The organism is Limnohabitans lacus, from assembly GCF_030053395.1.
Lineage (GTDB): Bacteria > Pseudomonadota > Gammaproteobacteria > Burkholderiales > Burkholderiaceae_C > Limnohabitans_A > Limnohabitans_A lacus.
In genome coordinates this window covers 421,571-435,166 of record NZ_JASGBH010000001.1, presented here as the reverse complement: position 1 = coordinate 435,166, position 13,596 = coordinate 421,571, and the positions used below count along the sequence as shown (strand labels likewise).

Annotated in this window: 11 protein-coding genes and 1 pseudogene; 3 read left to right on the top strand and 9 right to left on the bottom strand. The window is 57.7% G+C overall.

Annotation, left to right across the window (positions count from 1 at the left end; genetic code table 11):
* Positions 1-76: 76 nt before the first annotated feature.
* A complete protein-coding gene (locus tag QLQ16_RS02185; RefSeq protein WP_283223123.1) occupies positions 77-478 on the top strand; it encodes an SWIB/MDM2 domain-containing protein in 402 nt (133 codons plus the stop codon).
* Positions 479-535: 57 nt separating this feature from the next.
* On the opposite strand, the pseudogene QLQ16_RS02180 reads toward QLQ16_RS02185, so the two are convergent.
* The 3 genes and pseudogenes from QLQ16_RS02180 to clpB all read right to left on the bottom strand — a co-directional run bounded on the left by QLQ16_RS02180 (position 536) and on the right by clpB (position 6,274).
* A pseudogene (locus tag QLQ16_RS02180) lies at positions 536-2,245 on the bottom strand (thiamine pyrophosphate-binding protein).
* A 54-nt stretch (positions 2,246-2,299) separates the two neighbouring features.
* Positions 2,300-3,523 carry an MFS transporter gene (locus QLQ16_RS02175; protein WP_283223038.1) on the bottom strand — a complete coding sequence of 408 codons (1,224 nt, stop codon included), beginning with the start codon at positions 3,521-3,523 and terminating at the stop codon, positions 2,300-2,302.
* A 144-nt stretch (positions 3,524-3,667) separates the two neighbouring features.
* Positions 3,668-6,274 carry an ATP-dependent chaperone ClpB gene (gene clpB / locus QLQ16_RS02170; RefSeq protein ID WP_283223037.1) on the bottom strand — a complete coding sequence of 869 codons (2,607 nt, stop codon included), beginning with the start codon at positions 6,272-6,274 and terminating at the stop codon, positions 3,668-3,670.
* 87 nt (positions 6,275-6,361) lie between these two features.
* Here clpB and QLQ16_RS02165 point away from each other — a divergent pair, with 87 nt between their 5' ends.
* Positions 6,362-6,919, top strand: coding sequence for a hypothetical protein (locus QLQ16_RS02165; protein ID WP_283223036.1), 558 nt, complete (start codon positions 6,362-6,364; stop codon positions 6,917-6,919).
* A 10-nt stretch (positions 6,920-6,929) separates the two neighbouring features.
* Here the strand turns inward: QLQ16_RS02165 and QLQ16_RS02160 are convergent, their stop codons facing one another.
* The 6 genes from QLQ16_RS02160 to QLQ16_RS02135 are packed head-to-tail and all read right to left on the bottom strand — an operon-like array spanning position 6,930 to position 12,999.
* Positions 6,930-7,418 carry a molybdenum cofactor biosynthesis protein MoaE gene (locus QLQ16_RS02160; protein ID WP_283223035.1) on the bottom strand — a complete coding sequence of 163 codons (489 nt, stop codon included), beginning with the start codon at positions 7,416-7,418 and terminating at the stop codon, positions 6,930-6,932.
* 4 nt (positions 7,419-7,422) lie between these two features.
* Complete coding sequence (moaD, locus tag QLQ16_RS02155) at positions 7,423-7,674, bottom strand: molybdopterin converting factor subunit 1 (protein ID WP_283223034.1); 252 nt, start codon at positions 7,672-7,674, stop codon at positions 7,423-7,425.
* Positions 7,674-8,927: a molybdopterin molybdotransferase MoeA gene (locus tag QLQ16_RS02150; protein WP_283223033.1), complete on the bottom strand. Its 1,254-nt coding sequence runs from the start codon at positions 8,925-8,927 to the stop codon at positions 7,674-7,676. Before QLQ16_RS02150 ends, moaD begins: the two co-directional genes overlap by 1 nt.
* Positions 8,928-8,935: 8 nt before the next feature.
* Positions 8,936-10,381, bottom strand: coding sequence for a threonine synthase (gene thrC / locus QLQ16_RS02145; RefSeq protein WP_283223032.1), 1,446 nt, complete (start codon positions 10,379-10,381; stop codon positions 8,936-8,938).
* Positions 10,381-11,703, bottom strand: coding sequence for a homoserine dehydrogenase (locus tag QLQ16_RS02140; RefSeq protein WP_283223031.1), 1,323 nt, complete (start codon positions 11,701-11,703; stop codon positions 10,381-10,383). The genes thrC and QLQ16_RS02140 overlap by 1 nt, the downstream gene beginning before the upstream one ends.
* Positions 11,704-11,757: 54 nt before the next feature.
* Positions 11,758-12,999, bottom strand: coding sequence for a pyridoxal phosphate-dependent aminotransferase (locus QLQ16_RS02135; RefSeq protein ID WP_283223030.1), 1,242 nt, complete (start codon positions 12,997-12,999; stop codon positions 11,758-11,760).
* A gap of 108 nt (positions 13,000-13,107) precedes the next feature.
* Here QLQ16_RS02135 and QLQ16_RS02130 point away from each other — a divergent pair, with 108 nt between their 5' ends.
* Complete coding sequence (locus QLQ16_RS02130) at positions 13,108-13,485, top strand: Mth938-like domain-containing protein (protein WP_283223029.1); 378 nt, start codon at positions 13,108-13,110, stop codon at positions 13,483-13,485.
* The last annotated feature ends 111 nt before the right edge of the window (positions 13,486-13,596 follow it).

Below are 13,596 nucleotides of genomic sequence, written 5' to 3'. Positions count from 1 at the left end.
CTCCAGTAGCATGCATTCAGCTGAAAACGCATTGTTTCTCAGCGGCGAACCAACTTCCGATCAAAGGAACTTAACCATGGCAACTGCGAAAAAAACCCCGGCCAAAAAAGCTGCTCCCGCTAAAAAAGCAGCACCGGCCAAGAAAGCCGCTCCAGCTAAAAAAGCTGCAGCACCTGCAAAAAAAGTAGCGGCCAAAGCCCCTGCTAAAAAAGCAGCTCCAGCTAAAAAGCGCACCCCCAACGCTGCGTTCATGAAAGCTCTGACCCCCAGCGCCGCCTTGGCTGCCGTGGTGGGCGCCACTCCCCTGCCACGCACCGAAGTCGTGAGCAAGATGTGGGTTTACATCAAGAAACACAACTTGCAAGATGCCACCAATCGCCGTGCGATCAACGCCGACGACAAACTCAAGGCTGTGTTCGGCAAGGCTCAAGTGACCATGTTTGAAATGGCTGGCTTGATCGGCAAGCACCTGAAGTGATTCGGTGACTGCCCACAAAAAACCCGCTTCGGCGGGTTTTTTGTTGCCTGTTGGCGATCAGCTGTTTCCGGTCTTTTGCTTGGCCAAGGCCGATTGGGTGATGGCGCTTAAGGTGCCTCGGGTGGTGATCACTTCGGGGTCCAGCATCACTTCAATCAAAGTGCCCTGCTCGCATTGCAAAGCGGCCAGCAGAGCCGCCTCAAACTCTTGTGTATTGTGAATGCGCGTGGCAGCGTAGCCATAGGCCTTGGCCAGCATCACAAAATCAGGGTTGCTCAGTTGTGAGCCGGTGACATGAGTGGGGTATTAGCGCTCTTGGTGCATGCGGATCGTGCCGTACATGCCATTGTTGAGCAACAAGATGATGCTCTTGCCACCGTGCTGGACAGCCGTGGCCAATTCTTGACCGTTCATCAAAAAGTCGCCATCGCCTGCAATGGTGAAGGCCAAGCGACCGGTGAGCAAATTAGCCGCAATGCCAGCCGGCACACCATAGCCCATGGCCCCTACGGTAGGGGCCAACTGTGTCTTGAGCCCCTTGACAAGTCCGTGGTGCTTGAAAAAACGGTGCATCCAGCTGGCGAAGTTGCCTGCGCCATTGGTCAAGACCGCGTCGGCGGGCAGATGCTTCTTCAAAGTCGCCACGATGGCCGGCATGTCGATGTCCCCTGGCAGGGTTTGCGGCCTCAAGTTATCGAGGTAAGCCGCATTGGCCGCTGCGGTCCAGTTTGCCCATGGAAGCGTTGGCGGCGCTGTCAGCACTTCCAGGCTTCGGGCTGCCGCGTTCATGGTCGAAAGAATGGCCAGATCGGCTTGGTAGACCCGGTTCAACTCTTCAGCGCTGCCGTGGATGTGGACCAGCTTTTGTGATGTTTTCGGGGCTTTGAGCAGTGTGTATCCGCCGGTGGTCATTTCTCCCAAACGCGGACCGATGGCCACAATCAAATCCGAGTCACGCACCAGCGCAGCCAATGCGGGGTTGATGCCGATGCCCACATCACCCGCGTACTGGGGATGGTGGTTGTCAAAGGTGTCTTGGAATCGAAACGCGTTGGCCACCGGCAATTGCCAGTTTTCTGCGAACCGCTCCAAGGCTTGGGCCGACTGCACAGTCCAGCCCCCGCCACCGCAGATCACCAATGGCTTGGTGGCCTGCAAGAGCAAATCGCGCAAGCTGCGCAATGCACCCGGATCACTCCAGGCCTGCACAGGCTCCACGCGGGGCAAGGGCTGCGCATGGACGATGGTTTGCGTGAGCATGTCTTCGGGCAGGACCAGCACCACAGGGCCTGGTCGGCCGTTCATGGCGGTGGCAAAAGCACGGGCCACATACTCGGGCAAACGTTCTGGGTCATCCACGCGCTCCACACGCTTGGCCATGCCCTTGGTCGATGGCCCAAAGAAATGGGTGTAGTCCATCTCTTGAAAAGCTTCACGGTCACGCGTGTCACTGGCCACATCGCCCACAAACAAGACCATGGGCGTGGAGTCCTGAAAAGCCGTGTGCACGCCAATCGAGGCGTTGGTGGCGCCTGGTCCCCGGGTCACAAAGCAAACGCCGGGCCGGCCGGTGAGCTTGCCTTGTGCTTCGGCCATGTAGGCCGCTCCCCCTTCTTGGCGGCAGATCACAAATCGGATCTGGTCGCGGTGCAGATGGAAACCGTCAAGAACAGCGAGGTAACTCTCACCGGGCACACCGAAAGCATGGGTCACACCTTGGGCCAGGAGGCATTCAACGAGCAGATGGCCGGCAATTTTTGAATTCATGCGCCGATTTTGCCCATGAGGCAGATGCTGGGCTGTCGCCCAGGTAAACGGTCCTCAAGCCTGTGCGAGCGTTCTCTTGCCCACGCCCAAAGCGGCCACGACACTGAGCAAAAGGACCAAGGCCGCCCCCAGCAAGGTGGCCTGGTAGTGACCGTGATCCATCAGGGCGCCGAAGAAAATGGGCGACAAGGCAAAGCCCACATCCAGCCCAGAATAAACCAAGCCATAAACACGGCCGGTTGCGCCCTTGGGCGTGGCTTTCTTGATCATCAAATCACGGCTAGGCCCCCCTACACCCACGGCAAAACCCGTTGCCGCCAGCACCCACAGGGTGCCGGTTTGACCGAAAAAGCCACTGGCGCAAACAGCCATCAGCAAAGCCGCACAAGTCATACAGATCGCCACCACACGGTCGCTCAAGCGAGGCCAACGGGCCGCCACGAAGCCACCCGCCAACATGCCCAATGCACCGCAGAGCATGTAAGCCGTCAAGGTCATGGATGCCACTTCCAAACTCACCCCATGCAGAGCTTTGAGGATGGGGACTGAGAAATTCTGAACCACCGCCAAGGTGACCGTCGACAACAAAAAGAAAGCAAAGCACCACCAAACCACTGGCAAGCGCACGAAGTTCAAATCTTGAGAAGCGACCTGCCCAGCCTGAGGGCGTGCTGACGCATCAGTGTGCAAGTCATCCCTGTAGACCCACAAAAGCAGCAACAAGGCCGCATACATCACGGCGGCCGCCACAAAGGCCTCACGCCACCCCCACAGCGCCCCCAACCCGGTGAAAAAGACGGGTGCGACAGCCCACCCCAGATTGCCGCTCAAACCATGGGCACTGAAGGCATAGCCGAGTCTGGGCGTTGAGACCCGTTGATTCAAGATCGTGAAATCCACCGGATGAAATGGCGCATTGCCAAGGCCCGCCAAAACGGCCACGCCCATGAGTGCGGCATAACCTTGCGCGACCGAAGCCAAGAGGCAGGCCAAGGTGAACAAGACCATGGAGGCAAACAAAACAGGCCGCGCACCAAATCGGTCAACCACAAAACCGGCCGAGGCTTGCCCCACGCCCGAGACCACAAAGAACAAGGTGCTGAGCAAACCCAATTCAGCATAGGACCAGCCAAAGTCCCGGATCAAAATCGGAAACAGCAAGGGCAACAAGAGGTGGGAAAAATGGGAGCTGGCATGTGCCAACCCCACCAAACCCATCACCTTGGCGTCGGAAGACAAAGGGACGAGGGGCGCTGCGTCGGAAGAAGCCGATGGCATAGGGATAACTCTTTCAGGCTTGCAGCGAACGGATTCAAGGATCTGAAGTTTCAGTCGCGCTGCAAAACTGGCAGTTTAGCCATGAAAAAAGGGGCACGGTGTCGCCACCATGCCCCGACCAAGCCAGCGGGTCAACCCAATAGGTCAAGCCGCAGTTTCAATCACCTTGAAATCGAAGTGCCCCGGGTTTTGCACTGGGTCCACAGACACTTCAATGCGGCTTTTGGGTGAAAAGCGCCCTTCAAGCAAGAGACGCGACAAGGGATTTTCAAGCCGCTGCTGGATGGCTCGCTTCAAAGGTCGCGCACCGAAAACCGGATCAAAGCCCACTTTGGCCAATTCCGACAAGGCCGCTGGGCTGACATCGAGGCTCAAATCCATGCGGGCCAGGCGATCGCGCAAAGCCTGCAACTGGATGCTGGCAATGGAGGCAATGTGTTGCGCATCCAAACCATGGAAGACCACGGTCTCGTCAATGCGGTTGAGGAACTCGGGCCTGAAATGGGCCTTCAACTCGTCCCACACCGCATCCTTGATGTCTTCGGCGGGCTGCCCCACCATGGCCTGAATGAGGTGTGAGCCCAAATTGGAGGTCATCACGATCACCGTGTTCTTGAAGTCCACCGTTCGGCCCTGACCGTCCGTCAAACGTCCATCATCGAGCACCTGCAGCAAGATGTTGAAGACATCTGGGTGGGCTTTTTCCACTTCGTCCAACAACAACACGCTGTAGGGTTTGCGGCGCACCGCTTCGGTGAGGTAGCCCCCCTCCTCATAGCCCACATAGCCGGGAGGCGCACCGATCAAACGGGCCACCGAGTGTTTTTCCATGAACTCGCTCATGTCCACGCGGATCAAGTGGTCCTCGCTGTCAAACAAAAAGCCCGCCAAAGCTTTGCACAACTCGGTTTTGCCCACGCCGGTAGGGCCCAAAAACAAGAAAGAGCCGGTTGGGCGGTTGGGATCAGACAGACCCGAGCGTGAACGCCGAATGGCATTGGCCACAGCTGCGATGGCCTCGTCTTGGCCCACCACGCGCTGGTGAAGTTTCCCCTCCATTTGAAGCAATTTCTCGCGCTCGCCTTGCATCATCTTGGACACAGGAATACCCGTCGCTCGCGAGACCACTTCCGCGATCTCTTCGGCGCCCACTTGGGTGCGCAGCAAGCGGTGCACGGGCTTTTCGCCCGGGACGGCTTCTTTGGCCTGCACGTCCTTGAGTGTTTTTTCGAGCGCTGGCAACTGGCCATACTGCAATTCGGCCACTTTGTTGAAATCGCCTGCACGGGTGAGCTCTTCGATTTGTTGGCGCAGTTGGTCTATTTGCTCACGAATTTGCTGCCCCCCCTGGGCTTGCGCTTTTTCGGCCTGCCAAATTTCCTCGAGATCGGCAGCCTCTTTCTTGAGCTTGATGATTTCTTCTTCGATCAAAGTCAAGCGCTTTTGGGAAGCTTCGTCTTTTTCTCTGCGCACCGCTTCACGCTCAATTTGCAGTTGGATCAAACGGCGATCGAGCTTGTCCATGACTTCAGGCTTGGAGTCGATCTCGATCTTGATTTTGGCCGCCGCCTCGTCAATCAGGTCAATGGCCTTGTCGGGCAAAAACCGATCGGTGATGTAACGGTGGCTGAGCTCCGCCGCCGCCACAATGGCCGGATCGGTGATGTCCACCCCGTGGTGAATTTCGTATTTTTCCTGCAAGCCCCGCAGGATGGCGATGGTGGCTTCGACTGAGGGTTCACTGACCAAGATTTTCTGAAAACGGCGCTCCAAAGCGGCATCTTTTTCAATGTATTTGCGGTACTCGTCTAAAGTCGTGGCGCCCACGCAATGCAGCTCCCCACGGGCCAATGCGGGTTTGAGCATGTTGCCCGCATCCATGGCCCCTTCGGCTTTGCCTGCACCCACCATGGTGTGCAGCTCGTCGATGAACACAATCGTCTGGCCCTCGTCTTTGGCCAGTTCACTGAGCACGGTTTTGAGCCGCTCTTCAAACTCACCGCGGAACTTGGCACCGGCCAGCAAAGCGGCCATGTCCAGGGACAAGACACGTTTGCCCCGCAGCGAATCAGGCACTTCTCCAGCCACGATGCGCTGGGCCAGGCCCTCAACGATGGCGGTTTTGCCAACCCCCGGCTCACCAATGAGCACCGGGTTGTTCTTGGTGCGGCGTTGCAACACTTGAATGGCCCGGCGGATTTCATCGTCACGGCCGATCACCGGATCGAGCTTGCCCATGCGGGCGCGCTCGGTCAGGTCGATGCAGTATTTTTTCAGGGCTTCGCGCTGACCTTCGGCATCGGCACTGCCCACGGTCTGGCCACCACGCACGGCATCCACAGCCGACTCGAGACTTTTTCGCGACAGGCCGCTTTCCTTGCACAAGCGCCCTGCTTCGGCCTTGCTGTCGGCCAAGGCCAGCAAGAACAGTTCGCTCGCCACGAAAGCATCGCCTTTTTTCATGGCCTCTTTTTCAGCCGCTTGCAACAACTTCACGAGCTCAGGGCCGACTTGTACCTGGTCTTGTCCGGTGACTTGGGGCAAACGTGAAACGGCCGCTTCGGCGGCTTGCAAGAGAGCTTGCACCTGAACGCCTGCACGTTGCAACAAGGCTTTTGGCCCTTCGTCTTGCTTGAGCATGGTCACCAGCACGTGGACGGGCTCGATGTAGGCGTGGTCTCGGCTCAGGGCCAGGGACTGGGCGTCTGCCAAGGCTTCCTGGAATTTGGTGGTTAACTTGTCTATGCGCATGAATGGTTCTCCAATGCTTCCTAACTTGGGCCGCAACTTGCATTTTCAAGCGCAGGCAGCCTTCGGGAATTTGCCTAAAATCAAATCATGAACATTCATCAGCTTTCGGTCAGTTATGAAGAGCGCCAAGACCGCATCTTGTTGCGCCTGAACACACTTGACAAGCAGGAATTCCGTTTCTGGCTCACACGCCGCATGTGTTTGCGCCTCATGCCTGCGATTGACCAGTCGGTGGTGCGTCTGGAGGCGAGCCAGCCTGGCGTGGCTGTGCCAGACCCTACGTCACAAAAAATGCTGACCGAGATCAAGCGCGAGGCATTTTTGCAAAAAGCCGACTTTTCATCACCGTTCGAAGCGTCATCTGAGCAGCGACCCTTGGGCGAAGAGCCCATGCTGATCACCGACGCCCAATTGAGTTTGCAAACAGGCGGCGGTTTGTTGGTCACGTTCCAAGAAAAAACCGTTGATGCCCCCATCAAGTCATGCCAGCTGAACCTGCAGGCCAGCTTGGTGCATGGTTTGGTGCACTTGATCCAGCAGGCCCTGGCCAAGGCCGAATGGGGCTTCACCACAGCGGCCAAAACAGCGGCCATTGTGGAGCCAGCTGAAGTGCCGAAAGACCCTGCCCCGCGCTACACCCACTGAGCGCCGGTCTTCAGCTGTTGGTGGCCGTGATGCCCCAGCGCGCCAGCGCCGCATCATCCGACACCCGCGCATCCACCCATTGGGCGCCTTGGGGTGTTTGCTCTTTCTTCCAGAATGGCGCTTGCGTCTTGAGGTAGTCCATCAAGAACTCGCAGGCTTTGAAGCTCTCGCCCCGATGGGCCGAAGTCACCACCACCAGCACAATTTGATCGGCGGGCAAGAGACGCCCAACGCGGTGTACCACGCGGGCCCCATAAAAATCAAACCGTTGATGGGCTTCATCGATCATGGCTTCGATCGATTTTTCAGTCATGCCCGGATAGTGCTCCAGCTCCATGGCTTGCACTTCGTCCTGAGCTTGCCCTGTCAGTGCGCGTGTATCGCGCACGGTGCCGACAAAACTGCACACGGCCCCCACACGCAAATCCTCAGCCCGCAAGGTTTGAATTTCGGCAGCCACATCGAAGTCTGCGGCCTGAATGGCGACGCGTTGTGTCATGCGATCAGCCTCCGGTCACCGGCGGGAAAAAGCCCACCTCACATCCGTCCATGAGGGCGGTCGCGTCGTTGGCCATGACCTGATTGACGGCCACCCGCACCGCCCGACCCGGCGCCAAGACTTGCGCATGCGCGCCACCTTTGGCGATCAATTCGCGGCGCAAACTGGCCACATCAGCGGCCTGGGTTTCCACCGTTTCATTGGACAGGCCCAAGGTCTCGCGCAAGGAGGCGAAGTAACGGATTTCAACTTTCATCACAGCCATCCTGCAAAAGGCCAAAATGGAACGACATCGCCTTGGGCAATCGTTTGACCTGCGGGGTTATCGATCACCCCATCACCCCAAACCACCGATGTCAAAACGCCAGAGCTTTGGTTGGAAAAGAGATCCAGCCCACCTTGTGCATTGCGGCGAACACGCAAAAATTCACGGCGCTTATCGGCTTTGGGTACCGCAAAATGAGCGGGCAAGTGCACAGGTGCGGGCATGGAAGGATCGGCGCCTTGCAACTGCAAAATCAAAGGCCGAACCAAGAGCAAGAAGGTCATGAAGCTGGACACCGGATTGCCGGGCAAGCCCACAAAATGGGCCGCACCACCGACCGATTCACGTTGCACATGACCATAGGCGAAGGGTTTGCCGGGCTTCATGGCGATTTGCCACAAAGACAAGGCGCCCAAAGCTTGCACGGCAGGTTTCACATGGTCTTCTTCACCGACCGATACGCCGCCGCTGGTCAAGATCAAATCGTGGTGATCTGCTGCTGTTTTCAAGGCCGCCAAGGTGGCCTCGCGCTTGTCTGGCACGATGCCCAGATCGCTGACTTCGCAGCCCAGGCGATGCAGCAATGCACGCAAGAAAAAGCGGTTGGAGTTGTAAATCGCACCTGCAGGCATGTCTTGCGGCGACACATCCCCGGGCATGACCAACTCATCCCCCGTGGAAAACAAAGCCACCCGAGGGCGCGCGACCACCCGAAGTTGCGCCAAGCCCAAACTGGCTGCCAAGCCCAACTCGGCCGGGCCCAGTTTTTGGCCGCGTCGAAGCGCGGTTTGCCCTTTCCGGATGTCTTCTCCGCTGCGGCGAATCCACTCGCCTTCAGCCGCTTGGTGGGTGAAGCGAACCTTGGGCACATCGCCGGGCTCCACAACCTCGGCTTGTTCTTGCATAACGATCGCATCAGCCCCAGGCGGGACGGGAGCCCCCGTGAAAATGCGGGCCACCTGTCCTGCTTGCAAGGGCTGCCCCACATGACCTGCCGCAATCCGCTGCGTGACCTGCAAAGCCTCACCAGTCAGCAGGTCGGCACGCCTGACGGCATAGCCGTCCATGGACGAGTTGTCAAAGGCAGGCACTTGCAGCAAAGACACCACGTCCTCGGCCAGGATCCGGCCATCGGCATCGAAGGTCGCCACCAGCTCGGAGCTGGTCAATGGGCTGATGTGCGACAGCAGTGAAGACAGCGCCTCGTCCAGAGGCATCAAGGGGGATCTTTTGCCGCTGAACATGTCTGGCCTCAATCGCAGTGTTTGGAGATGTAGGCCTTGATATCGGCCAGATCCGCTTTCATGACCGTCACGCGTTTGGGCAAGCTTTCAATGCCTTCGAACTGCGGTGGGCGATCGGGTTGACGACCCAGCGCTTCCACCAAGGTGGCTGCAAACTTGATCGGCAAAGCGGTTTCGAGCACGATCATCGGCACCCTGGGGTCCAGATGCTCTTGCGCCACTTTCACACCGTCAGCGGTGTGGGTGTCGATCATCACACCGTACTTGGCGAACACTTGCTGGATGGTTTTCAGGCGATCGGCGTGCGTGCTCTTGCCGCTTTGGAAGCCATAAAAATCTGCCGCCTTGGCAAAGCGTGGGTCAGCGGACAAATCGAAGAAACCTTGACGGCTCAAGCCCTCGCCGAAAATAGCATTGACCTGCGCGGTGTCGCGTTCGAGCAGATCGCACACAAAGCGCTCAAAATTGCTGGCCTTGGAAATGTCCATCGAGGGGCTCGATGTTTCGTGCGTGTCTGACGTGCCGCGCACTCGGTAAACGCCAGTGCGAAAGAACTCATCGAGGACGTCGTTTTCGTTGGTGGCGACCACCAGTCGGTGGATGGGCAAACCCATCATGCGGGCCACATGGCCGGCACACACGTTGCCGAAATTGCCACTGGGTACTGTGAAGCTCACGGTCTGGTCGTTGCCTTGGGTGGCCTGAAAGTAACCGGCAAAGTAGTAGACGACCTGGGCCAACAAGCGGGCCCAGTTGATCGAGTTGACCGTGCCGATTTTGTACTGGCGCTTGAAATCCAGATCGTTGGACACCGCCTTGACCAGGTCCTGACAGTCGTCAAACACGCCTTCGATGGCGATGTTGTGGATGTTTTCATCCAGCAGACTGAACATTTGGGCCTGCTGAAATGGACTCATGCGGCCATGGGGGCTGGTCATGAAGACACGCACGCCCTTCTTGCCGCGCATGGCGTATTCGGCAGCACTACCGGTATCACCCGAAGTTGCGCCAAAGATGTTGAGCTCTTCGCCACGGCGGGCCAACTCGTATTCGAACAAGTTGCCCAGCAACTGCATGGCCATGTCTTTGAAGGCCAATGTCGGGCCATTGGACAAGGCTTCAAGGTAAAGCTCTGGCTTGGCGCTGCCTGCGCTTTGCAAAGGCTTGAGCGGAACGATCTGCGCAGTGCCAAACACTTTTTCTGTGTAGGTCTTGTCGCACAAGGCTTTGAGGTCCTGCGCGGGAATGTCGTCGATGTAGAGCGACAAAATTTCAAACGCCAGCGCGGTATAGCCCTGGTTTTGCCAAACTTGACGCAAGCGGGTCAATGCAGCGGCATCCACCTTGGGGTAGGACTCGGGCAGGTACAAACCGCCATCGGGTGCCAGGCCTTCGAGCAAGATTTCGCAAAAGCGTTTGCGGTCCGCATGACCACGGGTAGACAGGTAACGCATCAGTTCAACTCTTCTTTGCGAATGCGGACGATCGGTGCCATCACGGTGGGCAAAGATTGCATCTGAGCCAACACATCGTTCAAAGTGCCTTCGCGCGTGTCGTGGGTCAAGATGATCACATCGGTCTGGTTTTCATCGGCTTGGCTGACCTGATCGGCCTCGCGCTGCAAAACGGCGTCAATGCTGATGCCCGCATCGGCCAGCAAACCGGTCAACTTGGCCAGCACACCGGCCTGATCGGCCACGCGCAAACGCAGGTAATAGCTGGTCACCACCTCGGACATGGGCAAGACCCTCAGGTCGCTCATGGCGCCGGGCTGGAAAGCCAGATGAGGCACACGGTTCAGAGGGTCAGCCGTGTGCAAGCGGGTGATGTCCACCAAGTCGGCAATGACGGCGCTGGCCGTGGGTTCAGAGCCTGCACCCTTGCCGTAGTACAAGGTGGTGCCCACAGCATCGCCTTGCACCATCACCGCGTTCATGGCGCCTTCGACGTTGGCGATCAAACGCTGTGTCGGCACCAAGCTGGGGTGCACACGCAGCTCTACGCCATGCGCGGTGCGCTTGGTGATACCCAAGAGCTTGATGCGGTAGCCCAATTGCTCGGCGTACTTGATGTCGGCAGCGCCCAACTTCGTGATGCCTTCGACATAGGCCTTGTCAAACTGAACGGGAATGCCAAAAGCAATCGCGCTCATCAAGGTCACTTTGTGGGCTGCGTCCACGCCTTCAATGTCAAAAGTTGGATCGGCTTCGGCATAACCCAGGCGTTGCGCTTCCTTGAGCACCACACCAAAGTCCAGGCCTTTGTCGCGCATTTCGGACAAGATGAAGTTGGTGGTGCCGTTGATGATGCCGGCCACCCACTGAATGCTGTTGGCCGTCAGGCCTTCACGCAGCGCCTTGATGATCGGGATGCCACCCGCCACAGCGGCTTCAAAAGCCACCATCACGCCTTTGGCTTGGGCCGCCGCGAAAATTTCGGTACCATGCACAGCCAGCAAAGCCTTGTTGGCCGTGACGACGTGCTTGCCTGCGGCAATGGCTTCGAGCACCAAGGCCTTGGCGATGCCGTAACCACCGATCAACTCGATCACGATGTCGATTTCTGGATTGGCAATCACCTCGCGGGCATCGGACACCACCTTCACGCCAGCGCCCACCACCTCTTGGGCACGTGCCACATTCAGATCGGCCACCATGGCGATTTCAATGCCACGGCCTGCACGGCGCTGGATTTCTTCCTGGTTGCGCTTGAGCACATTGAAGGTGCCACTGCCTACGGTACCAATGCCCAACAGGCCCACTTTGATCGGATTCATCGACTTCTCTTCTACAGTTGGACCCGGACTTTCCGGGTCTTGATTCAAAAAATTTCAGGCCACCAAATGGTCGGTGCCAAAACGCTTGCGTGCACCTTCCAGGAAGCGGGCCACGCGGCCAATCGCTTCGCGCAAATCATCCACATGCGGCAAGAACACGATTCGGAAATGGTCCGGGTCGGGCCAGTTGAAGCCCGTGCCTTGGACCAGCATGACCTTGGTTTCTTCCAGCAAATGCAAGAAGAAATCCTGATCATCCTGGATGGGGTAAATCTTGGGGTCGAGTTTGGGGAACATGTACAGGGCAGCCCGTGGCTTCACACAGCTGACCCCCGGGATCGCCGTGATGAGCTCGTGAGCCATGTCGCGCTGCTTGCGCAGGCGACCGCCCTCGCCCACCAACTCGTTGATGCTTTGGTGACCGCCCAGCGCCGTCTGAATGGCCCACTGGCCTGGCACGTTGGCACACAAGCGCATGTTCGAAAGCATGTTCAAGCCCTCGATGTAGTCCTTGGCGGGCTTCTTGTCCCCCGAAATCACCATCCACCCTGCCCGGTAACCGCAGGAGCGGTAACTTTTGGACAGGGAGTTGAAAGTCAAGGTCAACACATCTTGCGACAAACTGCCCAAAGGGGTGTGCTTCACACCGTCGTACAGGACCTTGTCGTAAACCTCGTCGGCAAAAATCACCAAGCCATGTTCACGCGCAATGGCCACAATGCCCATCAACAAATCGTCCGAATAAAGCGCCCCAGTGGGGTTGTTCGGGTTGATGACCACGATGCCCTTGGTGCGGGGCGTGACTTTCGCGCGGATGTCGGCCAAATCGGGCATCCAGCCATTGGCTTCGTCGCAGCGGTAATGCACGGGTGTGCCGCCAGACAAACTGGCAGCAGCCGTCCACAAAGGGTAATCGGGGGAAGGCAGGAGCAACTCATCGCCATCGTCAAGCAAGCCGTTGGTGGCCATGACGATCAATTCGCTGGCGCCGTTGCCCAGGTAAATGTCATCCAGGGTGACGCCCAAGATGCCCTGCTTTTGGGTCTCGTGCATGACCGCTTTGCGCGCCGCAAAGATGCCTTTGCTGTCCGAGTAACCCGCCGAATTGGGCAGGTTGCGGATCATGTCCTGCTGGATTTCTTCCGGCGCATCAAAGCCAAAAACCGCCAGGTTTCCGATGTTCAGTTTGATGATCTTGTGGCCGTCCTCTTCCATCTGACGTGCACGGTCCATGATCGGGCCGCGGATGTCATAGCAGACGTTGGCGAGCTTGGCGGATTTCTGAATGGGCTTCAATGGGCCTCCAAAGGCTTGGCTGTAAGGGAAAACCTATAATTTGACCACAATTTCAGGCCCATTCCCGCCGTCCACACCCGAGCCGTGACGCTCGTTTTAGAACTGTCCATGAAACTCCAACCCGACAAGTCCAATGCACCGACCATCAATGCCCATGGGCCGGGCTGGATCGAAGTCAACGGCGAAAAGCACACGCAATCGGTGGTGGTCAGCAGCCTCGATGGTGTGGCCTCATGGACCTGGACGCCCAAGCACTTCAACGAACTCAGCGCCCAAGCCTTTGAAGAGCTGGCTCAAGATGGCGTGGAACTGGTGCTTTTGGGTTGTGGCAAGAAGCTGCAATTTCCACCCGCTTCATTGTTGAGGCCCTTGATCAGCAAAGGCATCGGCCTGGAAAGCATGGACACCTTGGCCGCATGCCGCACTTACAACATCTTGGCCAGCGAAGGACGCAAAGTGTTTGCCGCCCTGCTGATCGAATCCTAAAGAATGCATTTCGCGCTGGGTTGACCGTCATGGTTAACCGGTATCAGCGCACTATTCTTTCAGAGTAAAATAGAAGGTTGTCAAGGCACGCAGCCTTTAGCGAAGCTGACG